This is a genomic window from Novosphingobium oxfordense, assembly GCF_044029435.1.
In the GTDB taxonomy this organism is placed as follows: Bacteria; Pseudomonadota; Alphaproteobacteria; order Sphingomonadales; family Sphingomonadaceae; genus Novosphingobium.
In genome coordinates this window covers 2,647,713-2,670,499 of sequence record NZ_CP147005.1, presented here as the reverse complement: position 1 = coordinate 2,670,499, position 22,787 = coordinate 2,647,713, and the positions used below count along the sequence as shown (strand labels likewise).

The following is a 22,787-nucleotide window of genomic DNA, read 5'->3' as shown; positions in this document are numbered from 1 at the left end:
CCCATCGCGGGGCCATGCCCTCGTCCGCCCGGTACATCCCGCCCGCGCGAAGGAACGACGGCGAAGGGCCGGTTTCCTGACTTCCCGGATCGTCGCGCCTTTCCGCCGCCTTCTCGAAAGCCTTGCGGCCCCAATGGCTTTGTCGGCGGGGCGCATCCCCGGTTACAGTTGCGGGAGCAGTGCCGGCTTGTTCCGCGAATATTCCCCGCAGTTCCGGACTTCCCGATTAAGCCCTTGCGGGCACCCTTTGCGGGGGCGTGACTATGGCACATCGTCCTGACGCGCAAGCGCATGCCACGATGCCCGCGCAAGCATCGCCCACTTGCCAGCCGCTTGCCCGCACGATAGTTGCCGCGCTGCGACAGGTTCCTCGCGAGGGGATGAAAAGGGAACTCGGGTGAAAGACCCGGGCTGCCCCTGCAACTGTAAGCGGCGAGCCATCCGGCCATTACGCCATTGGAGCCCAAGTCATCGTTTGGCGAAGGTTCTGAGAAGGCGGCTGGAACGGCACCGACCCGCGAGCCAGGAGACCTGCCCGTCGCGGTCGTTCTTCGTCCGGACAGGGTGTGCCGGGTGAACGGGGGTGTTTCCTCGCGCAACGACAGCCATCGCTCCGCCGGAGAGGGGCCTGTTTGGGGGACGTCGCCTGTCGACCGGCTTGCCGGGGCGCTTCGCACAAGTCCTTCGTCCAGATGCCGAACCGCCGGGGCTTCGACGACTGTTTCGAAGGAAATACGATGAAGTACCGCATTCTCGCCGCCGCCAGCCCACTGACGCTGGCCCTGTTTGCCGCCACCGCCCATGCCGAGGAAGCCGCCGATACCGGAGGAGACGGCATCGTCGTCACCGCACTGCGTACCCCGGTAGATGCTGACCGGGTGGCGGAGACGATCACCGTTCTGGACGAAGCGCAGATCGTCGCCGCCCAGCCCATCGCGGTGACCGACGTGCTGTTGCGTACGCCGGGCATCAGCCTTTCGCGCAACGGTGGCTATGGCACCACGACCAGTCTGCGCATTCGCGGCGCCGATGCCGGACAATCGGTGATGGTGATCGACGGCATGCGGCTGGCCGATGCGTCCTCGACTGCGGGCGGCTACAGCTATTCCACGCTCTTCACCGACGATATCGACCGTATCGAGATCCTGCGCGGCCCGCAGTCGATCCTGTGGGGCAGCGATGCCATCGGCGGCGTCGTCAACGTTACCACCCGCAAGCCGACCCAGCCGCTGGAAGGCAGCTTCGCGGTAGAGGCCGGCACGCATGACACCGTCAATGCCCGCGCTGGGCTTGGCGGCACGTCCGACGCGATCGACTGGCGCGTTTCCGCCTCCCGCTTCACCACCGACGGCATTTCCGCGTGGGATAAGGGGACGGAGGCGGATGGCTTCACCCGCTCTTCCGCCAGCGGCACGATGACCGTGCGCGTGGCGCCGGGCGTCTCGCTCGACCTGCGCGGATACTGGTCGAATTCGCGCAACGATTTTGACGGCTACAACGCGGATTCTTCGGAATTTGGGCGCACCAAGGAATGGTCCGGCTATGCGGGCCTGAACTTCGCGCTGCTGGACGGCAAGCTTGCCAATCGCGTGGCGGTGACCCAGACCGAGACCGATCGCGCCAACTACGATCCGACGCGCGAAGTTCGTCAGATCACGTTTGACGCGCATGGCCGTGTGCGCCGCTTCGAATACCAGGGCACCTATAGCTTTTCCGAAGCGATACAGGCCGTGTTCGGCGCGGAGCGGGAGGAGCAGCGCATGACCACGGCGTCGCCCGATGACAGCACCGCGCTTTATACCGCGACGCCCCACAAGGTGAGCACCAACAGCGTCTACGGCGAACTGCGCGTCAGCCCGTTCACCGGCCTCACCGTCAACGGCGGCGCGCGGTACGATCACCAGTCGCGCTTCGGCGGCAACACCGTGTTCAGCGCGGGCGCGGCCTATACCCCGAACGAGGGAAAGACGGTGCTGCGCGCCAGCTATGACGAAGGCTACAAGGCGCCCTCTCTCTACCAGCTGTTCAGCGACTACGGCGTGTCCGATCTCAAGCCCGAAAAGGCCAAGGGCTGGGAAGTGGGCGCGGAGCACAACCTGGGCGAACTGCTGCACGTTTCGGCCACGTGGTTCCAGCGCGATACGCGCAACCTGATCGACTTTTCCTATTGCCCGTTCACCGGCACGCTGCCCGATATCTGCTACATCCCCGGCACGGACACCACGCGCTTCGGCTATTACGCCAACGTTCGCAAGGCCCACGCGCAGGGGCTGGAACTGGCCGCCTCGGCCAAGTGGAAGGTGTTGTTCGTGGACGGCAACTACAGCCTGATCGAAGCGGAAGACCGCACGCCGGACAGCAGCGCCTATGGCCGCCAGCTTCAGCGCGTGCCGCGCCACCTTGCCAATATCGAGGGCGGCGTGGACCTGCCGCAGGGCATTCGCGCCAGTGTGGCCGCGCGCTATTCGGGTGAGAGCTACAACGCCGCCACCGGCACCGCCAAGCTGGACGATTACTGGCTGCTGGATCTGCGCGCGCAGTGGCAGGTCATGCCCGGGCTGATGCTCCAGGGCCGGATCGAGAACCTGACCGACAAGGACTATGAGACGGTTGCCGGTTATTCGCAGCTGGGCCGCACCGTCTACCTCGGCATCCGGAGCCAGTTCTGATGCTGCGCGCGGTTGAGCCGGGGCCGTCGGTGGTGGTTTGCAACACCTGCCGGCTCTCGGCCGAAGCGCGCGAGGGCATCGGCAAGGACGGAAGCGAGCAGCGCGGCGGCGCGCTGCTCGCCGAAGCGATGCGCGATGTGCAGGCGGCCGAGCCTGAGTTGCAGGGCGTTTCGGTGCAGGAAATGCCCTGCCTGTTCGCTTGCCAGCGCCATTGCACTGTCCACGTCCGCGGGCCGGGCAAGCTGGGCTATGTGCTCGGCGATTTCGTGCCGGGCGAGGAAGCTGCGCGTGCGATCCTGGAATATGCCGTGCGCCATGCCGCCAGCGAGGAGGGGCAGGTGCCCTATCGCCAGTGGCCCGATGGCGTGAAAGGCCACTTCATTACCCGTACTCCGCCCGAAGGGTTTATCTGCACATGATCCAGTTTGCCGACAGGGCTGCCTTTGCTGCCGCCCTTGCCGATCTTCCCGCGCCCGATGCGGCGGCGCTGGAGGCGGCCACGCAGCGACAGGCGGAACTGACCAAGCCGGCCGGCTCGCTGGGCCGGCTGGAGGAGATCGCGGTGTTCATGGCCGGCTGGCAAGGGCGTGAGAAGCCGGTAGCAGAGCGTATCCGCGCCATGGTCTTCGCCGGCAACCACGGCGTCGCCACGCGCGGGGTCAGCGCCTTTCCGCCCGAAGTCACGCATCAGATGGTGGCGAACTTCCGGGCCGGCGGGGCGGCGATCAATGCGCTGACCGCAGCCTGCGGCGCCGAACTTTCGGTCGTTCCCATCGACCTTGACCGGCCGACCGGCGACATCACCAGCGAACCGGCGATGAGCGAGGCCGATTGCCTTGCCGCGCTGAACATCGGCGCGGCCACCGTCCGGCCCGATACGGACCTGCTGTTCGTGGGCGAGATGGGCATCGGCAACACCACGCCCGCCGCCGCGCTTTCGGCGCAAGTCTTCGGCGGCAACCCGCGCGACTGGACCGGGCGCGGTACCGGGCTCGATGACGAAGGCGTTGCCCGAAAGGCAGATGCCGTCGCGGCGGCGCTGGCGCTGCACGGGGCCGATTGCACCGATGCGTTCGAGACGCTGCGCCGGCTTGGCGGGCGCGAGGTCGCAGCGATGGCCGGCGCGGTGCTGGCCGCGCGGCACTTGCGCATTCCGGTCCTGCTGGATGGCTTCATCTGCTGCGCCGCGATGGCGCCGCTGCTGGCGGACAACGCCGCGTTTCTGGCACATTGCCTGGCCGCGCACTGCTCTGCCGAGGCGGGACACGTGCGCCTGCTGGAAAAGCTGAGCCTCGATCCGCTGCTCCATCTGGGCATGCGGCTGGGCGAAGGATCGGGCGCGGCGGTGGCGGCACAGATCGTGCGATCGGCACTGGCTGCCCACGCCGGCATGGCGACGTTCGCCGAAGCGGCCGTGGCCGGCAAGGGCGCTGCGTGAACGGCATCCTGCTGCACCTGATGCGCCACGGCGCGCCGCGTGAACCGGGCCTGCTGCTCGGCCATCGCGACGATCCGCCGCTGCCCACGGGCGTGGCGCAATGCGTGGTCCGCACCGATGGGCTGGAATTCGCGCAAGTGCTGAGTTCGGACCTTTCGCGCGCCCGCGTTCCGGCCCGGCAGATCGCGGACGTGCGCAAGCTGCCCCAACGGGCGGACCGGCGCTGGCGCGAACTGGATTTCGGCGAGTGGGATGGACTGGCTCCGCAACAGCTGGATCCAGCGGTGCAGGCGCGCTTCTGGGAGGACCCGGATGCTTGCGCGCCGCCCGGCGGCGAACGCTGGTCGCAATTGCGCGCGCGGGTTACCGATGCGCTACTCGGGCTGGACCGTTCCAGTTTGGTGATTACCCATGCCGGCACCATGCGCGCCGTGCTTTCGGTGCTGTTCGGCTTCGATCACCGGCAGGTCTGGGCCTTCGAACTTGGCTACACGGCGTTGCTCAGCCTGCGGCTCTGGCCGGAAACGGGTGGACGGATGCCCGCCGCGCAAATCGTGGCGCTCGATCGGGGCAGTCCATGATCCGGCAAGTCGTCCTGGCGCTTCAGTTCATGACTCGCCTGCCGCTGCCGGCGGTGCGCGCGACCGAGGATGACTTCGTAAAATCGATCCGCTGGTTTCCGCTGGCGGGCGGGGTGGTCGGCGCGGCAGTTGCCGGGCCATGGTGGCTGGGCGCGAAAGCGGGCGGCGACTGGGGCGCGGCGCTGATCGGCCTGATCGCCTGGGTGGCGATGACCGGCGCGCTCCACCTCGATGGATTGGGCGACATTGCCGATGCCGCGGGCGCAGCGCATAAGGACCGCGAGCGGCTTTCCGCTGTGCTGGCCGATCCGCATATCGGCAGCTTCGGCGTGGTCGCCATCGTCCTGCAACTGATCGCCAAGCTGGTGCTGCTGCATGCGCTTGTTCCCGGGCAAGTCTGGGCCCTGCTGCTGGTGCCGATCTGCGCGCGGGTTGGCCCGCTGGCATGGACGCTGGTGCTGCCGCCGCTGCACGAGGGGCTGGGCAGCCGCTTCCGCCGCGCGGTCGGCTGGCCGCTGGTGGCGTGCTGGTGCATCCTTGCGGCGGCGGCCGGATTGCTGGTCGCCTCGCCACTTCTCGTGCTGTTTCTGGCCATGCCGATCTGGGGCTGGTGGCTCCAGAGCCGCATCGGCGGCATTTCCGGCGATGGCCACGGTGCGGGTATCGAACTGGTCGAGACGGCCTTGCTCGCCGCGCTGGTGCTGCTGTGATCGGGCAATTCCTTCACCATGGCGGCCGGGTGGCCGAAGCGGCGCGGCTGTTCGGCGGCGCGGTGGACGACTGGCTGGACCTGTCGACCGGGCTCAATCCCCGCCCATGGCCGGTCCCGGCGGACCTCATGCCCGACTGGCATGCCTTGCCCGATCCCGAGGCGCTGACGGTGCTGGAATCGGTGGCAGCGCGGCACTTCGGCGTCGATCCGGCATTGTGCTGCGCGGTACCCGGCAGCGAGGCGGCGCTGCGCCAGTTGGCCCGCCTGCTGGACCTTCCGGGCCGCGCGCTGGTGCCAGCCTATCGCAGCCATCTGGAGGCTTTCGCGCAGTCCCGCCCGGCCCATTTCGGTGAGGAGCCGCAGGAGCGCGAGGTTGTCGTGATGGCCAATCCGAACAATCCGGACGGCGTGCTGCGAAGCCCGGGCGATGTGCTGGGCTGGTCCGCGCAGATCGAACGGCAAGGCGGCTGGCTGATTGTTGACGAGGCTTTTGGTGATTGCCGGGCCGATGCCAGCGTGGCCGGTGCCGTCACCGCGACCGGCAGGCTGCTGGTGCTACGCTCTTTCGGGAAGTTCTTCGGCCTTGCCGGGGTGCGGCTGGGCTTCGTGCTGGGGCCGGCGCACGTGCTGGCGGCGCTGCGTCAGGCGATGGGAAGTTGGCCGATTCATGCCGGCGCGCTGGCCATCGGTACGCGCGCCTATGCCGATGCCGACTGGATCGCGGAGACCCGGCAGGCGCTTCCGCTTCATGTGGAACGCATGGACCGGATCTTGCGCCGGCACGGCCTGGAACCGCAGGGAAGCTGCCCCTTATTTCGGTTGGTCACCGGCTGCGCGGCGGGCGAGGTCTTCGAACGGCTCGGCCGCGCGCATATTCTGGTACGCCCGTTCGAGCAATTTCCCGACTGGCTGCGCTTCGGCGTCCCGGCGGAGGAGGCGGCGCTCGCCCGGCTCGATGCCGCGCTGGGCCATGGTTGAATCGGTCGCCTTCGCGGCACTGGCGCTGGAGGCAGCGCTTGGCTGGCCGTCTCGTCTTCATGCGTGGATCGGCCATCCGGTCGGCCTGTTCGCGAAAGCGATCGGCGCCTGCGAACGCGCGTTGAATCGCCCTGAGTGGTCCGCGCCGGTCCGCCGCGTGGCAGGGCTTGCCGCGATGCTGGTTCTGATCGGCGCGGTGATTGCCGGGGGGCTCTTGATCGAGCGCGCAGTCGGTGCGGCGATGGGGGCTTTCGGCTGGGTCGTGCTGGCGCTGTTGGCATGGCCGGCGCTAGCGGCGCGGAGTCTGGACGATCATGTCCGGCCGGTTCTTGCGGCGCTGGAAGCGCACGATCTCGGTGCGGCGCGCCGATGCGTCGGCATGATCGTGGGGCGCGAGACGGCCCAGCTTGATGAAACCGGCGTCGCGCGGGCGGCGATCGAGAGCTTGGCCGAAAGCTTCTGCGACGGCGTGGTCGCGCCGCTGTTCTGGCTGCTCGTCGGCGGGCTACCGGGCGTCTGGGCCTACAAGGCGATCAACACGGCCGACAGTCTGATCGGCCACCCGGAGGAGCCACTCCGCGCCTATGGCTGGGCGGCGGCGCGGATCGACGATCTGGCGAACCTGATCCCGGCGCGGCTCTCGGGCGTGGTGCTGTGCCTTGCCGCTGGGCGCGGCTGGCGCGTCATGGCGCGTGACCATGGCCGCCACGCCTCGCCCAATGCCGGCTGGCCGGAGGCGGCCATGGCGGGGGCTCTGGGCGTGCGGCTGGCGGGGCCGGTCATCTACGATGGCGAACTTGCGGACAAGCCGTGGATCGGGAAGGAGGGCGGCCAAGCCGGTGCGGCGGACTTGCGGCGAGCCTTGGCGATCTATCGACGCGCCTGGGTTCTGCTGGGGCTGTTGGCGGCGGGAATGGCAGTGTTGGGAGTATCATGGCTGGCTTGATGTTGCAGGGAACCGGCTCGGACGTCGGCAAGTCCGTGGTGGTGGCCGGGCTGTGCCGCGCGCTGGCCAACCGGGGGCTGCGGGTGCTGCCGTTCAAGCCGCAGAACATGTCCAACAACGCGGCAGTCACTCCCGAAGGCGGCGAAATCGGCCGTGCGCAGGCGCTTCAGGCTTTGGCGGCGCGCGTGCCGCTGCATGTCGACATGAACCCGGTACTGTTGAAGCCGCAGGCCGATCGCACCTCGCAACTCGTGGTCCACGGGCAAGTGCGCGGCACTTTGGGAAGCGCGAATTTCCGCGAGGCGCGGCGCACGCTGCTGCCCGAGGTCATGGCCAGCTATCGCCGGTTGGAAGCGCGCTGCGACCTTGTGGTGGTGGAAGGCGCGGGCTCCCCGGCGGAGATCAACTTGCGCGCCGGCGACATCGCCAACATGGGTTTTGCGCGGGAGGCGGACGTGCCCGTGGTGCTGATCGGCGATATCGACCGGGGCGGCGTGATCGCCTCGCTCGTCGGCACCCGCGCGGTGATCGATCCGGAGGATGCCGCGCAGATCCGGGGTTTCCTGATCAACAAGTTCCGCGGCGATCCGGCGCTGTTCGCCGATGGCTATGCCGCGATCGAGCAGCGTTCGGGCTGGCGCGGCTATGGCGTGCTGCCCTGGCAGAGCGCGGTCGGCCGATTGCCCAGTGAGGACGCGGTGGTGCTGGAACGCGGGCTGGGTGGCACTTCCGGCAAGCTGCTGGTCGCCTGCCCGATCCTGCCGCGCATCGCCAATTTCGACGATCTCGATCCGCTGCGACAGGAGAGCGGCGTGGAGGTGGCGACGATTCCGCCGGGCACGCCGATCCCCGCCGAAGCCGCACTGATCGTGCTTCCCGGTTCCAAGGCGACGATGGCCGATCTCGCCTTCATTCGGGCCGAGGGGTGGGACATCGACGTGCTGGCGCACCATCGGCGTGGCGGCATGATCCTGGGCATCTGCGGCGGCTATCAGATGCTGGGCAAGTCGATCGCCGACCCGCTCGGGATCGAGGGTGCGCCGGGCGAAATGGCGGGCTTGGGCTTGTTGGACGTGACGACAGTGCTTGGCTCCACCAAGGCGCTGCGCGAGGTTTCGGGCACGGCTTTCGGCGTGAACTTCACCGGTTACGAGATGCACCTAGGCGTCACTGAACGCGACACGAGCGTCCCATTCGCGACGCTGGAGGGTGGCCGCCCCGATGGCGCCATCGATCCGGCCGGCCGCGTGGTCGGAACCTATTGTCACGGCTTGCTCGCCTCTACCGACTTGCGTGCCGAACTGCTCGCCCGCCTCGGCATCGCGAGCGACCGGCGCGACCATCATGCCGAAGTCGATGCCGCGCTGGATGAACTCGCCGCCGCGATGGAGGAGCATCTCGACATCGACGGCCTCCTTGCCTTGACGGAGTATCGCCCATGACCAGCACTTTCATTCTGGGCGGGGCCCGTTCCGGCAAGAGCCGCCATGCGGAGGGGGTGATCGAGGCCGTTTCGGGCCGCCTTGCCTATGTCGCCACCGGCGAGGCGCTGGACGACGAGATGGAAGCGCGGATCGCCCGCCACCGCGAGGAGCGCGGCCCGCGCTGGTCCACCATCGAGGCGCCGCACGATCTGGTCGGCGCCATCGCGCGCGCGGCGGCGGAGGCGGATGCCGTGCTGGTCGATTGCCTGACGCTCTGGCTGTCCAATCTGATGCTGGCCGACGTGCCGCTGCCCGCGCAGTTCGAGGCATTGGGCCGTGCCGTTGCGGACTGTCCGGTGCCGCTGGCGCTGGTGGCTAATGAGGTCGGGCTGGGCCTGGTGCCCGAAACCCCGCTGGGCCGGGCCTTTCGCGATGAGGCGGGGCGGTTGAACCAGCATATCGCTGCGGTGGCCGACAACGTCGTGTTCGTTGCCGCCGGGCTGCCGCTCCGCCTGAAGTAGCGCACAAAAAAGGGGCCGCCCGCGGATGGGCAGCCCCCTCAGGTCTGAACCAGGCCTAGCCCCGCTTGCGCAAGGATCGGCCGGGTTCCGGGTTAGCTCGTCAGAAATCCATCCAGTCGTCGTCCTGGCCGGTCGCCAGCGCGATGGTGCGCGCCGGTGCGGGCTTGGGGGCAAGCTGGCTGGTGGTGATGGCAGCGGGTACCGCGCGCGGCGCCGGTGCGGGTGCCTGAGCGGGTGCCGGGCGTGCCGAGTAGGAACGCACTTCGTTGCCCACGCGGAACATCGCGGCGCGGTCCGACAGGGCGGTCACTTCGCTGTTGAGGTTGCGCGCGGCGGCGGAGGTTTCCTCCACCATCGCCGCGTTCTGCTGGGTGGCCTGATCCATCGTGCCGATCGCCGCGCTGATCTGCGTGATCGTGGAGGACTGCGCCTGGTTGTCGGTGGCGATGTCACTCAGCAGCGTGTGCACTTCGGTCACGTCGCCCGAGATGTTCTGCAGGGCGCCGTCGACGCGCTGCACGGCCTGCACGGCGGTGCCGATGTCGGTCTGCGTTGCGGTCAGCTGCTCACGGGCGCGCTTGGCTTCTTCTTCCGAGCGCATGGCGAGCGCGGAGACGAGATCGGCGACGACCGCGAAACCGCGGCCGGCATCGCCCGCACGGCCTGCCTCGACAGCGGCGTTCATGGCGAGGACGCGGGTCTGGAAGGCGATCTTGTCGAGCCCTTCGATCACCGAGTCGATGCCCTTGGCGCTTTCGCTGACGCGGCCCATCGCCTGGACGGCTTCGTCGGCGATCGAGCGGCCGGATTCGACCACGCCCATCGCGCCGTCCGCGCGCTGCACGGTGCGGCCGGCGGCGGTGGCGGTGACGCGCAGACGCTCGTCCATCTGGGTGATCGCGGCGGAAGTTTCCTCAAGGCTGGCCGCATTGCTTTCGGTGCGGCGGGCCAGGTCTTCCGAAGCCTGGGCGATTTCGCTCGAACCCGTGCGGATGGCATGGGCGCTTTCGGTGACCGCGCCGATCAGATCGCGCAGCGCGCCGACGGCCAGGTTGAAGTTGTTCTTCAGCTCGGCATAGGCGGGCGGGAAATCGGCGGTGATCGACTGGGTCAGATCGCCTTCGCTGATCGCCTGCAGGCTGGAGCGCAGGGTGGAGGTGACCACTTCCTGCTCCTGCGCATGCTGGGCGTCGATCTTGGCGCGGGCTTCGGCGGCGACGCGGAACTGTTCGACGGCTTCGGCGATCTCACCGATTTCATCGCCGCGTTCGCGGTAGGGCACTTCGGCCCGGCCGCCTTCGGCCAGCGTCGTGGTCACTTCGGCGATGCGGCCCATCGGCACCGCGACCGAGCGGTTGATCGCCAGCCAGACGAGCACGATGGTGACGATGCCCAAGCTGGCAAGGCCGACGGCAAGCGTGATCGCGGTATCGGCGGTGGCTTCGCCTTCGGCGGCCTTCTGCGCGGTGCGCTGGCGCATCAGGTCGATCAGCTTCTGCGCCTGCGCGATGGTATCGTGCGAGGCGGCTTTGCCTTCCTTCTTGATCGCGGCCATCGCGCCGGGGAAATCGCCCTTGGTGCGCAGTTCGAAGACGTGATCGTTGACCTTGGCCAGTTCCTGCGCCTGCCGGCGCATTTCGGAGACTTCCGGATTCAGGGAATCGTCGGCAACCGCGTCGAAATCGTCGATCGACTTGAGCAGGGCCTCGTTGCCGGCCTTCAGACGGTCGCGCAGCTTGTCGGCATCCTCAGCGTCGGCAGCATTGTAGTAGCTGTAGACGATGATGCGCAGTTCCTTGACGTTGCTGATGACGTCGGCAAGCGCAGACATGCCGCCGACGCCGCGCTTAACGTGCGTCTGCGCGATTGTATTCAGTTCGCGGGTCGAAAGAAATCCGTTGAGTCCCACAGCACCGAGCATGATGCCGAGAAGAGCAAAGGCGGCCAGCAGCTTTTTGGGCAACCGCCAGTTATTGAGTGAATCAAGCATCTTAGGTCCAATTCCAGCTTGAAGGGGGGCGGTCTGCCATCGGCGCGCCATAAATATTATAGGATGACAGAGCCCACCGGCCGCCATTTGTGGGGATTTGTCTCCGCACGCGGCCATTCATTCCGAACGAAAAAGAGGCCAGGGTGGCGAACCACCCTGGCCTCCATGACGTTCCGGCCTTCTGCTTGGGGGCTGAAAGGCCGCCGGTCTCTCTTACTTGAAGAGCGACAGGATCGTCTGCGGCGCCTGGTTGGCGATCGACAGAGCCTGGACGCCCAGCTGCTGCTGCACCTGGAGCGACTGAAGCTTGGCCGATTCCTTCGCGAGGTCCGCGTCGACGAGGTTACCGATGCCGGTTTCGATCACGTCGCTGAGGTTGCTGGTGAACGAAAGCTGACCGTCGATCTGACGCGACTTCGCACCGAGGGTGCTGAGCACGTCGTTGAGCTTGTCGGAGATATCGTCAAGCGTGGAGACGGTGGCGCCGGCTGTCGTGGCGTTGGTAAGGTCTGCCGAGCCGTTGAGGGCCGAGATACCCAGGCCGCCGATGTCCTGGTGGTCAACCTGAAGCAGGTTGCTGGTGTCCAGGGTCTGCAGCGAACTGACCGAGCCGTGGCCGCCGTCGATCAGGTTGACGCCGTTGAAGTTCGACGACTTGATGATCGAATCGATCTGCGACTTGAGACCGTCATAGTCCTTCTGCAGTGCCTTGATCGTGCCATCGTCCGTGGCCGAAGCCGCTTCGTAGGCCTTGGACTTCATGTCGTTGATGAGGTCCGAGATCTGCTCAGCGCCCGAAACCGCGACGTCAACAGTCGACTTAGCGTTGTTGAGCGACGAGGTAACTGCGGTCAGACCACCCTGGTCGCCACGCAGGGTCTGCGCGACGGTGTACTTGGCCGAGTCATCCTTGGTCGAAGCAACGTTCAGACCGGTGTTGATGCGGCTCTGGGTGGTTTCCATGGAACGGTTGGTAGCATTCAGCGACTGCAGAGCAGCCATTGCGCCGGCATTGGTGTTGACGGAAAACGCCATTGTTTCATTCCTTCTAGAATGTTGAGGCCGGTTCTGCGGCCTGGACCGGAATACGCCGGCCCGCGTACGGTCCTGTTTCTTCAGGCTCGCATGAGTCTTCTAGGAAGGCGTTCGGCATGACCGTTGCGCGCCATGCTATTTATTTGATGGGGCGGCAAAATTTGCCGGGTTGGCAATGGCGGCGTGCCGAAACGGAGCCAGTTGCTGGGTGATGCCGCGGCTGGATGCGGAGTCAGAAATGGGGCCAGAAACGGGGCCAAAAACGGGAAAGGGGCGCCGCCTTGCGGCGACACCCCTTCGGTACGAGAGAGACTGCTCGACTGCTCTCGGAAGATTATTCTGGTCGGCTCAAGCGATACTGGATCGGTTTAACTTTTCGTCGCCCCCCGCCTTCGCGGGGATGACGGCACTTCGATGCGGTAGAGTTGCTCTACACGTTCGAACTGCATTCCATGCGTTCGATTTGCCGAAGTTCGGATGCGGGGGCGGCGATACCGCCCCCATCATCAGAACGGGAACAGCGCGTCGTAGATCTGCTGGCCCCAGCGCGCCTGCTGCGCGTCGGTCAGCTGGCCGCGTCCGCCGTAGCTGATGCGGGCGTCGGCGATCTGCGAATGCTTGATCGAGTTGTCGCGGGCGATGTCTTCCGGACGGATCACGCCGGTGACGACCAGTTCGCGCAATTCGTAGTTCACGCGCACTTCCTGGCGACCGCGGATCTGCAGGTTGCCGTTGGGCAGCACGCCCACCACCGATGCGGCGATGGTCATGTTGATCTGTTCGCTGCGCGCGGTCTTGCCCACGCCCACGGCGCTGGAGGAGGAGCTGGTGTCGGTCAGTGCCGATGGGTCGGTGCCGGTCACCGTCTTGATGTGCTTTTCAAGGCCCAGCAGCGCGGCGACGCCGGCGGTTTCCTTGCCGTCGCGCGTGCGCGTGGTGGAATTGTCGACCTGGGCGTTGTCCGCGATGTTGATGCGGATCGTCACGATGTCGCCCACGCGCGAGGCGCGCTGGTCGTGGAAGAAGGCGCCCGCCCCGGTGCGGAACAGCGATGCGCCGCGTTGCCCTTCGGCCAGCGCCGGATCGTCCACCGCGCCGCGATCGGCGATGCCCTGGTTGCCGATCGACGGTTCGACGCGCGGGGCGACAGGCGCTTCGGCGTCGCTCATCTTCGGCGCCTTGCCCACGTTCTTCAGGCGGCCGACGGCCCCGCAGCCGGACAGCAAGGTCGCTGCCATGAGGACAGGAATGAGGCGGGTATAAGTCGATTTCATGATCGAAAAATCCTGGCTTCTCTCAGGCCTCAGTGGACCGGGATGCTGACCTGGCCGGGGGCGTCGGCCACGCCGTCGAGCGTGCGGCCCGTGGCGGTGTTGAACACGCGGACCGGTTCGCCCCGGCCGGCATCGCTCATCGCGCGGCCGGCGGAGGTGATCTTCAGCGCGCCGGTGGCGAACGAGATCGTCACCGCCTCTCCCCGCCGCACTACGCGCGGCTGGGCGACATCGGTGGCGCGCACGGGGGCGCCTGCCATGATCCGATGCGTCGCTTCCTGCCCGGCCGCCTCGGCCGGGGCCAGCATGCCGCGCGCGGCATTGGGGGAGACCGGCCCCCGGGTGAAGTCCCCGGCGGCCAGCTTCTCTCCCCGCTCGACCGTACGCGCCAGGACGGGCGCCTGGATCGTGGCGGGCGCAGCCGGCGTTGCGGCGTTGTGGGCGGCGGCCGGAGCCGCCGCCGCTAGCATGAGCAGGATCGCGGCGGTCATGATCTTCAGCCCGTCTGCGTGGAGGTCTGGAGCATTTCGTCGGCGGTCTTCAGCACGCGGCTGTTCATCTCGTAGGCGCGCTGGGCGGTGATCAGCGAGGTGATTTCCGAGACCGGGTTGACGTTCGACGCTTCCACGAAGCCCTGGCTGAGCGTGCCGAAGCCCGGCTCGCCTGGGGTCGAGACGGTGGGCTGGCCCGAGGCGCCGGTTTCGAGGTACATGTTCGAACCGATGGCTTCGAGGCCGGCCTCGTTCACGAAGGTCGCCAGTTCGAGCTGGCCGACGGTCTGCATGTCGGTCTGGCCGTCCAGCTTTACCTGCACTTCGCCGCTCTTCGACACCGAAACGCTGGTGGCGCCCTGCGGGATCGTGATGTTCGGCTGCACGCGATAACCGTCGGTGGTGACGAGTTCGCCCTGGTCCGAAAGCTGGAACGAGCCGGCGCGGGTATAGGCCAGATCGCCCGAGGGCAGCATGATCTGGAAGTAGCCTTGGCCGTCGACCGCCATGTCATAGGTGTTGCCGGTGTTGGTCAGCGCGCCCTGTTCGGTGATGCGGTAGATGCCGCCGGTCTTCACGCCTGCGCCGAGCTGAATGCCGGTGGGGACCTGGGTGCCGTCCGAGCTGGTGGTGGCGCCGGGGCGCGACACCTGCTGGTAGAGCAGGTCCTGGAATTCGGCGCGCTGACGTTTGAACGCGGTGGTGTTCATGTTGGCGATGTTGTTCGAGATGACATCGACGTTGGTCTGCTGGGCAAGCATGCCGGTAGAGGCAATGGAGAGCGAACGCATGATGGCTCCTTGATGAAATGGGCCGGGAAACTGAGTTAAAAAACGGGACTTCGTTTCTGCTTCGGCGCCGGCCCTCTCCCCCACCCGATCTCCCCTACGGGGTAGGATCAGGGAGGTCGGGTGGGGGAGAGGGCCGGTGCCGAACCCGAAATCCGCCTTCAGGCGGATTTCGGATCAGACATGCCTCAACCCACCTTGCTGAGGCGGTCGATCGCCTTCTTGCGCATGTCGGCAAGATCGGCGGAGAGGCGCTGGCTGGTCTGGTAGGAGCGCAGGATCTCCACCATGTGCGTGGTCTCGGTGATCGGCTCCACGTTCGAACCTTCGACGCCGCCGGTCTTCAGCTTGGTCTGGCCTTGCGTCAGCATGGTGCCGCCGGTGCCGGTCAGCAGGCCGTCGCCGCGCGGGTCGACCGTGCTCTCGTTGCCGAACGTGGTCACCGCCAGGCGGCCGAGCGGGCCGTTGGCACCCATCACGGTGCCGTCTTCCGCGATCGTCAGGCGGCTCTGTTCGTCGGTGGGCACGTTGATCGGGCGGCCGTTCTCATCCAGCAGGCGCTGCCCGCCGGAAGTGGCAAGGTCGCCGTTCTGCAGAACCTTGATGAATCCCGCGCGCGTATAGACAACGCCGCCGTCCGGGCTTTCCACGTTGAGGTAGCCGGGCCCGTCGATCATCACGTCCAGATTGTTGCCGGTGGCCTGGAACGCACCCTGCGCGGCGTCGTGCACGGTGCCGAAGTCTAGCACGAACGACGTCTTGCGGGCATCGTCCACCGGGGCGTCCTGCGCGGTCTCTACATATTCATGAAACAACGCCTGTTCGCGCTTGTAGCCCACCGTGCTGGTGTTCGCCATGTTGTTGGCAACGATGTCGAGCTGGCGACGCAGGGCCTGCTCGTGGCTTAGCAGAACGAAGGAGGAAACGTCCATTTCCGGCACCTCGAGAAAAAGTTAGCGGTTTTCGGCACTCGGCAGAATTTGCCGCTTGGCCCTCCTATAATAGAGGCGAAAACGCGAATGCGGTCGGCATCGAGGATTTCGATTTCCGCGCCGCTACGCGAGGAGCCAAGGGGGTTCGAAAGTGTCGGACGAAGAGATCATCGACGTTGCGCCTGTCGATGCGGCAGAAAGCAATCTGTCGAGCAAGCCGTCGCGCAAGCGCATGATCGTGATCGGCGCGGCGGTGGCCGTGCTGCTGATCGGCGGCGGAGCGGGCTATTACGGCTATACCAAGTTCGCCGGCGGCAGCAGCAGCGGCGGCCACGCCAGCGAAAGCGTATCGGCGGAAGGCGGCTCGGGCGAAGCGAAGCCTGGCAAGGCATCCTATGTCGAAGTGCCGTCGATGGTGGTGAACCTGCGCGGCAGCGATGCTTCGGCGCGCTTCCTGAAGCTGCGCTTCATCCTTGTCGCCGCGGACGATTCCAAGGCGGACGCGGTGAAGGAAAAGCTGCCGCTGGTGCTGGACGCGCTTCAGCCCTTCCTGCGCGAACTGCGCCCGGACGACCTTGATGGGTCGGCGGCGGTGTTCCGCATCAAGGAAGAGATGCTGCGCCGTTCCACCCAGGCACTGGGCCCCGGCATGGTCAGCGACGTGCTCATTCAGGACCTGATCCAGCAATGAACGACGATTTCGACGACTTCCTGCTGCCGGATCCTCCCAAGATGGAGGATATGGTAGGCGACACTTTCGATCAGGCCGGCATCGATGCGCTGTTCGGCTTCGACGCCGATGCGCCCACGCAGACCAAGAGCGGCCTGAAGGCGGTCATCGAATCCAACGTCATCAGCCACGAACGGCTGCCGATGCTGGAAGTGGTGTGCGAGCGCATGGTGCGCACGTTCGCGACCAGCATGCGCAATCTTACGTCCGACGCGATCGACGTCAGCCTGGAGGAAATCACCTCCACCCGCTTCGGCGAGTTCATGAACCGGGTGGCTCTGCCTGCCATGTTCGGCGTGTTCCAGGTGACCGAGTGGGAAAACTACGGCGTCGTCACCGTGGAATCGAGCCTGATCTATGCAGTGGTCGATGCCCTGCTGGGCGGGCGCAAGGGCAACAAGCCGATGCGCGTGGAAGGCCGCGCCTTCACCACGATCGAGACCATGCTGGTTTCGCGCATGGTGCAGCTGGCGCTGGATGACCTGTCGCAATCGTTCGAGGCGATCGAGCCGGTAACGATGCAGGTGGAGCGCATGGAATCCAGCCCGCGCTTTGCCGCCATCGCCGGGCCCAGCAACATCGCCGCGGTCGCGACCTTCCGTGTCGACATGGAAGGGCGCGGCGGCAAGTTCAGCGTGCTGCTGCCTTATGCAACCATAGAGCCGGTGCGCAACAAGCTGCTGCAACGCTTCATGGGCGAAAAACTCGGCCGCGATCGCATGTGGGCGGCGCACATGGCCAGTGAACTTTCCCAGACCGAAGTCACCGTCGACGTGGTTCTGGGTGAGAAGCAGATGTCGCTGCGCGACGTCATGAACCTCAAGGTCGGTGAGACCATAGCTTTCAGTCAAAGCCCGAACGATGCGCTTCAGGTCCAGTGTGGCGGTGTCCCGCTGGGCCTCGCGCATATCGGGCAGCGTTCCAGAAACATCGCCGTGCGCATGGCGAACGACATCTCAAGGGGGTATCCGAAGTGAACACTGCCACCATGATCAACTTCACGCTGATCCCGCTCTGCTCCGCCGTGATGGTGCAGGGCTGGCGGATCGACCGCCGCATGCGCGCGTTTCGCAACGCGCCGCTGACCGAAGGCGTTGCCAGCCTTGAACGCGCGACCGCACAGGCCCGCGCCGTGCTGGGCGAACTGAAGCGCGTTCTGGCCACCGATGGCATGGCGCAGGCCCGCACGATCGCCGATGCCGAAGCCATGCGCGACGAACTGGCCGACATGGTCAGCATCGGCAATGCCGTGGCGGACCGTATCGTTGCGGCGAACCAGCAGTCGGTGGCCAAGAAGACCGCCCGCAAGCCTGCCGCCAAGGCCGATGTCGTGGCCGATGACGCTGCCGAGGAGAAGGTCGCGGCGAAGCGTACGTCCACCCGTGGCGGTGCCCGCAAGACCCGCACGCGGACCGTGAAGCCCAAGGTCGTGACGCCGAAGATCGCCGCTGCCGCCGAGGACGGCGTGGAAGCCGCCATCGCCGCCGCCGTGGCAGAGGCCAAGGAAATCTCGGCCGAGATCGTCATGCACCCGTCGGCCCGCCGCAAGCGCGCCGCCGCATGACCGCAATGTCGGCCAATCTGCCGATGCCGGTGACGGCAAAGGTCAGGGCGCTGAACGCCTTGCGGAGCCTGGCACAGCCTTCGCGGCTGATGCTGGGCGTCGCCGGGGTGGCCGCCGTGGCCAATGCCATGGCACTGGCCGCGCCCAGCAGCGATAGCGCAGGGGCCTCTTCGGGCCGCCTCGGCACCTCCTTGCAGGATGCGCTGGGCAAGCGCGATCGCGATGCGGCGGCCGAACGGCGCAAGCTGGAAATGCGCGAGCAGGCCGTGCGGGCCGGGGAAACCCGGTTGGCCGGCCAGCTTCAGGGCCAGCAGCAGCAGGGGCAGCCCGATCCGGGGGCGCAGGCCCGTCCCGGCCAGCCCGGCGCGGACCAGCCAGAGGTGCCTTACGACACCCTGGCGCAGATCTACCAGCGCATGAAGCCGCAGCGCGCTGCGCCGATCTTCGAAAAGCTGGACCTGGAAGTGCAGGCGCAAGTGGCCCGCCGCATGCGCGATTCGGTCACCGCGCAGATCATGTCCTACATGACGCCCAGCGCGGCGGTGGAACTTTCCATGACGCTGGCCGGCCGCAAGGTCATGCGCGGGCGCCCACCGGCGGCCGCACCGGCAGCGCCGGCGCTGGCCCGCGGTAGCAAGCCACAAGGGGCGACAACAGCCGCCGCCAAGTGATCTTGCCGGTTGAAGTGATGTTTGCAGGATGAAGGAATGGATCCGGGGCCACCGCGCTTCGGATCCATTCTTTTTTGCGCCAGCCGGAAGCGGACGCTTTTCTGTTTAATATCAGCAGCTTTTGTCCCGTGATGGGACGTCCCGCCGGTTTCGATTGCGCGAGTCTGCGCTGGCGCTGGAGCAGTTTCCGATCCGATTGCATCGGATAAACTGCTCCAGGATTTTGGTTTGCCGCGTTTTCCGAATCATCAGGTGATTCCACCTGATTGGAAAACGCTCTAGAGCGCCCTGCGGTCAGCTACGGAAGGCGGTGGCACGCACGATAAGCACGCGCGAAATGTCGGGATCGACGCGCTGAAGGGCGGGGGTCAAACTCTGCGACAGCTTGGACACGTCCAGCGCCGTGAAGGGCGAGGCGCGAAGCCGGGCGAATTCGATGGACGCGGCCAGCGATGCGGCGCGCAGTTCGGGCATCCGCTGCGACAGGTCGTTGGCGGTGGAGGCGGAACCGGTTTCCACCACCAGTTGCAGGTGCATCACGCCATCGATTCGGCCGGCATCGACGATCGGCGTATCGATCTGCTCCAGCTTGACCAGGTTGGCCGGGCTGAAAGGCACCGCCTGCGTCGCCTCGGGCGCCACCGCGGCGGTGGCGAGGGCCATCATGGCAAAGAGGGTGCTACGGGGCATTCGGTACTCCGGTATTGTATTGGTCCGCAGGAAAAAAGCGGCGGATTTGGGAATTTCAGCGGGGTCCGGGATGCGGACTGCTCCTCTATAATAGGAGTAATTCGTTACTTTTTGGCTTACGCCGCAGGGGACAAGCAGCATGAGTGGCAATACGGGCCCGGCCAAAGTCCGGGTCTTGTCGTCCGGCGAACGGCCGCACGGCATACCCGCACGCCGACGGGGGGACATCGGCGGCCCGCGCGAAGATGAGGCTGCGGCGCAGCCCGTCGTCGTCGCGGAGAAGGACAAGGCGCAGGGCGCCGACGCCAGCCGCAGCCTGCTGTGGATCGCCGCCGCCACGGTGCTGTTCGTGATCGGCTGCATTCTGGGCGGCGTGCTGGTGACAGTATCGCTGCTCTATCCCGGCCTGATCTGAGGCCCCTATCCCCGTTCTGCAGAAAGACCCGCCAGCGTGAAGCGCCTGACCGTCCAACGAACGATGCTGCTAGCGGCCTGCGCCGCGCTGCTGCCCGGCGCGACGCCGGTGTCCCAGCCCTCCGTTACGCCTTCAGGCCCAGCTTCCGGCGCGCCTTCGCCCGAAGCTTCGGCTGGGCTGGCCCCGATGGCGCCCGGCGCGCTTTCGGGCGACGCTGCCTTGCCTGCGCCGCCCCGTCTGCCGGGCTTTGCCGCCCAGTTGGCCCAGCAACCGGCGATCTACGGCCCCGCGTCGTGGGGCGCGATGACGCAGACGGCCGCGTGGGAACGGATTGCCCGCGTGCCGCAGGCCCAGCTTCAGCAGGCGCGCTGGGACTATGCCCGCAGCCTTGTCGGCGCCGAGCGCGGGGGTGAGGCTTTCGGCGTGCTCGAAGTCATGGTGCAGGACGATCCCGACCTTGCCATGGTGGACAGCTATCGCCTTGCGCGCGGCGCGGCGCTGACGCTGCTGGGGCGCAATGCCGATGCGGTTGCCGCGCTGTCCTCGACCGGGCTGGCGATCAATCCGGAAGCTTGCGCCTGGCGCCTGCGCGCTCTGGCTGCCGCGCATCTGGCGGAGCAGGCGCTGGAACAGGTCGCCTGCGCGCGCCCGGCCCTGCGCGCCGCGCGGCCCAAGCCTTTCGTACTTTCCGCCGCGCAGGCCGCGGTCGATGCCGGGCAGCCGGACAAGGCGATCGAATGGCTTCAGCCGATGCCGGACCGCGATCCCGCCGCCAATCTGCTGCGCGGCCGCGCCGAACTGCTGCAGGGCCATGGCGACCAGGCGCGCCTGCGCTTCGCCCGGGTCGAACAGTCGGGCACGATGGAGCAGCGCAATGACGCGCGACTGAGCGAGATCGAGGCGCGCGTGGCCGCGCACATGATCGGCATGAAGGACGCCCTGCGCCAGTTGGACGCGCTGCGCTACGGCTGGCGCGGCGACGTGATCGAACAGCGCGCACTGCGCCTGACTTATCGGCTTCAGGACGCCAGCGGCGACCTTCCGGGCGCCTTGCGCAGCGGCGCGACGCTGCTGCGCGGCTTCGGGCTGGAAGGGCAGGACGCGGCAATCCTGCCGGCCCTGCGCACCAAGCTCGTCGCCGCGCTCGATCCCGCGCGCAACCTGCCGCTGGATCAGGCGGCGGGGCTCTACTGGGACTATCGCGACCTTGCGCCCGGCGGCGCCGAGGGCGATCTTCTGTCCAGCCAGCTGGCGGCGCGCCTGCAGGGCGCCGGCCTTTACGAGCGCGCGGCGGACCTCCTGGGTTACCAGCTGTTCGTGCGCGCGGGCGATCTGGCGCGCGGGCCGCTCTCCGCCCGGGTGGCCAGCCTCTATATCCTGGCGGGCCGGCCCGACCGCGCGCTGGATGTCCTGCGCAAGTCCGACGATCCCAGCTTCCCCAACGACATGATCGCCGCGCGCGATCGCGTGGAGGCCGTGGCGCTCAGCCAGATCGGCCGCGTGGACGAGGCGCTGGCGGTGCTGGAAACCGTGCCGGGCAGCGTGCCGCTTCAGGAAGAAGTGCTGTGGAAGCACCGCGACTGGCAGCGCTATGCCGATGCCTCGGGCAAGACCCTGCCGTCGCCGCGCGCGCTGGATCAGGTGGGGCAGGCGGTGGTGCTGCGCCATGCGATCTCGCTGGCGATGCTTCACCGCGAGGATGCGCTGGCCGCGCTGCACGAGCGCTATTCGGGCGCCTTTGCCGGCCTGCCCACCGCTGCCGCGTTCGAGATGCTGACCGCGACGCCGATGACCGCCGATCCGGCCGCGCTGGGCCGGGCGATGGCGGCCTTGCCCTCGGCCAGCCCGGCGGGCGACATGGCCGACCTGATCGACCGCGCGCCCGATGTCGCGCCGGTGCCGACCAAGGCGGCCAAGAAGAGCTGAGCGGCCCGCCACGTCGGCATGAAAAAGGGGCAGGAGGTTCGCACCTCCTGCCCCTTTTTTTCGTAGTGAGGAAGGCTCCGGAGAGCCTCCCCGGATCACTTCAGATAGTTGGTCAGCGACAGGCTCGAAAGCTGGGCGAAGACCGAGTAGCTCGCTTCGAGGACGGTCTGGCGCTGGGTGATGTCGATCGCCACCTGGCCCAAGTCGGCATCTTCCACGCCGCCGATCACTTCGGTCAGCAGGTCGGAGCGTTCCGAGGCGCGGGTGCTGAGCGAATCCACCTGGTTCTGGCGGCGGCCATTGGCGGCGTTGACGTTGCGCACGTCGCTCAGGCCGGTGTCCAGCTGGTCGAGCGCGGTCTGGATCGCGGCCTTCTGGTCGTCGGTCAGCTTGTCGCCGAACGGGCCGGCTTCGGCCAACGTGCGGAAGGCCGGGATCAGGTTGGTGCCGACGTCGCTGGCGGTGATGCCGTATTGAACGTCCACGCCGTCACCCATGCGGGCCGACTGGCGCACATTGTCGTTGGCGAAGGCATCGGCAGAGTCCAGCCCCACGGTGTCTTCCAGCGTCTCGGGCAGGAAGGGCGAGTCCGAGGTCTGCGAACCGGCGAACAGCGGCACGCCGCCTTCTGTGGCGTTGAGCGAGGCGCGCACGTCCGAGAACGCGCCTTCGAGGGTGGTCTGCAGGCTGGGCGAATCGCCGGTGCCCAGCGCCGACATCAGCTGCGTGCGCAAGTCCGACAGGGTGGAATCGATCTGGTTGAGGTTGGCGTCGTAGAGCGACAGCGTCGTCGAAACGCGGCTCGCCACCGACTGGTAGCTGTCCTGCTGGGCCAGCATCGACCGGGCCGAGAGCGTGCGCACGGCGTCGAGGCCGAGGCCGGCATAGTCGGTGACCTTCTTGCCGGTCGAAAGCTGGAGCTGGCTGGTGTTGAGGGCCTGCTGCGAACGCTGGATGGCGTTCGCGAGCGTCGTCTGCATGGGAATCGTGGCTACGCGGGTCATCTGCTTGT

At 67.1% G+C, this 22,787-nt stretch carries 23 protein-coding genes and 2 riboswitches; of the genes, 15 read left to right on the top strand and 8 right to left on the bottom strand.

Annotated elements, in window-relative coordinates; all coding sequences use genetic code 11:
- Positions 1-48: 48 nt before the first annotated feature.
- Positions 49-263: riboswitch (cobalamin riboswitch) on the bottom strand.
- Positions 264-346: 83 nt separating this feature from the next.
- Positions 347-554: riboswitch (cobalamin riboswitch) on the top strand.
- 183 nt (positions 555-737) lie between these two features.
- From WBP07_RS12390 to cobU, 9 genes are read left to right on the top strand one after another with little or no spacing between them, the layout of a single operon-like run.
- A complete protein-coding gene (locus WBP07_RS12390) occupies positions 738-2,669 on the top strand; it encodes a TonB-dependent receptor plug domain-containing protein (protein ID WP_395391386.1) in 1,932 nt (643 codons plus the stop codon).
- Entirely contained in the window at positions 2,669-3,088 is a 420-nt protein-coding gene (locus WBP07_RS12385; RefSeq protein WP_395391385.1) for a DUF1636 domain-containing protein, read from the top strand. The genes WBP07_RS12390 and WBP07_RS12385 overlap by 1 nt, the downstream gene beginning before the upstream one ends.
- Positions 3,085-4,107, top strand: coding sequence for a nicotinate-nucleotide--dimethylbenzimidazole phosphoribosyltransferase (gene cobT / locus WBP07_RS12380; protein ID WP_395391383.1), 1,023 nt, complete (start codon positions 3,085-3,087; stop codon positions 4,105-4,107). Before WBP07_RS12385 ends, cobT begins: the two co-directional genes overlap by 4 nt.
- Positions 4,104-4,688, top strand: coding sequence for a histidine phosphatase family protein (locus WBP07_RS12375; protein ID WP_395391381.1), 585 nt, complete (start codon positions 4,104-4,106; stop codon positions 4,686-4,688). The genes cobT and WBP07_RS12375 overlap by 4 nt, the downstream gene beginning before the upstream one ends.
- Positions 4,688-5,398 carry an adenosylcobinamide-GDP ribazoletransferase gene (cobS, locus tag WBP07_RS12370; RefSeq protein WP_395395788.1) on the top strand — a complete coding sequence of 237 codons (711 nt, stop codon included), beginning with the start codon at positions 4,688-4,690 and terminating at the stop codon, positions 5,396-5,398. Before WBP07_RS12375 ends, cobS begins: the two co-directional genes overlap by 1 nt.
- Positions 5,395-6,378 carry a threonine-phosphate decarboxylase gene (locus tag WBP07_RS12365; RefSeq protein ID WP_395391379.1) on the top strand — a complete coding sequence of 328 codons (984 nt, stop codon included), beginning with the start codon at positions 5,395-5,397 and terminating at the stop codon, positions 6,376-6,378. The genes cobS and WBP07_RS12365 overlap by 4 nt, the downstream gene beginning before the upstream one ends.
- On the top strand, positions 6,371-7,324 hold the full coding sequence (gene cbiB / locus WBP07_RS12360; protein ID WP_395391377.1) for an adenosylcobinamide-phosphate synthase CbiB: 954 nt from the start codon (positions 6,371-6,373) through the stop codon (positions 7,322-7,324). Before WBP07_RS12365 ends, cbiB begins: the two co-directional genes overlap by 8 nt.
- Positions 7,312-8,766, top strand: a complete 1,455-nt coding sequence (locus WBP07_RS12355; RefSeq protein ID WP_395391375.1) for a cobyric acid synthase — start codon at positions 7,312-7,314, stop codon at positions 8,764-8,766. Before cbiB ends, WBP07_RS12355 begins: the two co-directional genes overlap by 13 nt.
- Positions 8,763-9,269 (top strand): bifunctional adenosylcobinamide kinase/adenosylcobinamide-phosphate guanylyltransferase, encoded by a 507-nt coding sequence (gene cobU, locus WBP07_RS12350; protein ID WP_395391374.1) that lies wholly within the window; start codon positions 8,763-8,765, stop codon positions 9,267-9,269. Before WBP07_RS12355 ends, cobU begins: the two co-directional genes overlap by 4 nt.
- A gap of 100 nt (positions 9,270-9,369) precedes the next feature.
- Here the strand turns inward: cobU and WBP07_RS12345 are convergent, their stop codons facing one another.
- The 6 genes from WBP07_RS12345 to WBP07_RS12320 all read right to left on the bottom strand — a co-directional run bounded on the left by WBP07_RS12345 (position 9,370) and on the right by WBP07_RS12320 (position 15,779).
- Complete coding sequence (locus WBP07_RS12345) at positions 9,370-11,259, bottom strand: methyl-accepting chemotaxis protein (protein WP_395391372.1); 1,890 nt, start codon at positions 11,257-11,259, stop codon at positions 9,370-9,372.
- A gap of 213 nt (positions 11,260-11,472) precedes the next feature.
- Positions 11,473-12,294 (bottom strand): flagellin, encoded by an 822-nt coding sequence (locus WBP07_RS12340; RefSeq protein ID WP_395391370.1) that lies wholly within the window; start codon positions 12,292-12,294, stop codon positions 11,473-11,475.
- 506 nt (positions 12,295-12,800) lie between these two features.
- Positions 12,801-13,568 (bottom strand): flagellar basal body L-ring protein FlgH, encoded by a 768-nt coding sequence (gene flgH / locus WBP07_RS12335; RefSeq protein ID WP_395391368.1) that lies wholly within the window; start codon positions 13,566-13,568, stop codon positions 12,801-12,803.
- A 29-nt stretch (positions 13,569-13,597) separates the two neighbouring features.
- Positions 13,598-14,059 (bottom strand): flagellar basal body P-ring formation chaperone FlgA, encoded by a 462-nt coding sequence (gene flgA, locus WBP07_RS12330; protein ID WP_395391366.1) that lies wholly within the window; start codon positions 14,057-14,059, stop codon positions 13,598-13,600.
- A gap of 5 nt (positions 14,060-14,064) precedes the next feature.
- Positions 14,065-14,850 carry a flagellar basal-body rod protein FlgG gene (flgG, locus tag WBP07_RS12325; RefSeq protein ID WP_395391365.1) on the bottom strand — a complete coding sequence of 262 codons (786 nt, stop codon included), beginning with the start codon at positions 14,848-14,850 and terminating at the stop codon, positions 14,065-14,067.
- Positions 14,851-15,035: 185 nt separating this feature from the next.
- On the bottom strand, positions 15,036-15,779 hold the full coding sequence (locus WBP07_RS12320) for a flagellar hook-basal body complex protein (RefSeq protein WP_395391363.1): 744 nt from the start codon (positions 15,777-15,779) through the stop codon (positions 15,036-15,038).
- A 151-nt stretch (positions 15,780-15,930) separates the two neighbouring features.
- Here WBP07_RS12320 and WBP07_RS12315 point away from each other — a divergent pair, with 151 nt between their 5' ends.
- Genes WBP07_RS12315 through WBP07_RS12300 form a run of 4 tightly spaced genes read left to right on the top strand, consistent with a single transcriptional unit; the run spans position 15,931 to position 18,744 of the window.
- Positions 15,931-16,470: a flagellar basal body-associated FliL family protein gene (locus tag WBP07_RS12315; RefSeq protein WP_395391361.1), complete on the top strand. Its 540-nt coding sequence runs from the start codon at positions 15,931-15,933 to the stop codon at positions 16,468-16,470.
- Positions 16,467-17,486 (top strand): flagellar motor switch protein FliM, encoded by a 1,020-nt coding sequence (gene fliM, locus WBP07_RS12310; protein ID WP_395391359.1) that lies wholly within the window; start codon positions 16,467-16,469, stop codon positions 17,484-17,486. The genes WBP07_RS12315 and fliM overlap by 4 nt, the downstream gene beginning before the upstream one ends.
- Complete coding sequence (locus WBP07_RS12305) at positions 17,483-18,073, top strand: DUF6468 domain-containing protein (protein ID WP_395391357.1); 591 nt, start codon at positions 17,483-17,485, stop codon at positions 18,071-18,073. Before fliM ends, WBP07_RS12305 begins: the two co-directional genes overlap by 4 nt.
- Positions 18,070-18,744, top strand: coding sequence for a MotE family protein (locus tag WBP07_RS12300; RefSeq protein WP_395391355.1), 675 nt, complete (start codon positions 18,070-18,072; stop codon positions 18,742-18,744). The genes WBP07_RS12305 and WBP07_RS12300 overlap by 4 nt, the downstream gene beginning before the upstream one ends.
- A gap of 294 nt (positions 18,745-19,038) precedes the next feature.
- On the opposite strand, the gene WBP07_RS12295 is transcribed toward WBP07_RS12300, so the two are convergent.
- Positions 19,039-19,434 (bottom strand): hypothetical protein, encoded by a 396-nt coding sequence (locus WBP07_RS12295; protein WP_395391353.1) that lies wholly within the window; start codon positions 19,432-19,434, stop codon positions 19,039-19,041.
- Positions 19,435-19,573: 139 nt separating this feature from the next.
- Here WBP07_RS12295 and WBP07_RS12290 point away from each other — a divergent pair, with 139 nt between their 5' ends.
- Together WBP07_RS12290 and WBP07_RS12285 are read left to right on the top strand one after the other, a co-directional pair.
- A complete protein-coding gene (locus WBP07_RS12290) occupies positions 19,574-19,849 on the top strand; it encodes a hypothetical protein (RefSeq protein ID WP_395391351.1) in 276 nt (91 codons plus the stop codon).
- A 36-nt stretch (positions 19,850-19,885) separates the two neighbouring features.
- On the top strand, positions 19,886-21,775 hold the full coding sequence (locus WBP07_RS12285) for a hypothetical protein (protein WP_395391349.1): 1,890 nt from the start codon (positions 19,886-19,888) through the stop codon (positions 21,773-21,775).
- A 95-nt stretch (positions 21,776-21,870) separates the two neighbouring features.
- Here WBP07_RS12285 and WBP07_RS12280 read toward each other — a convergent pair whose 3' ends face one another.
- Positions 21,871-22,779 (bottom strand): flagellin, encoded by a 909-nt coding sequence (locus tag WBP07_RS12280; RefSeq protein WP_395391347.1) that lies wholly within the window; start codon positions 22,777-22,779, stop codon positions 21,871-21,873.
- Between the last annotated feature and the right edge of the window lie 8 nt (positions 22,780-22,787).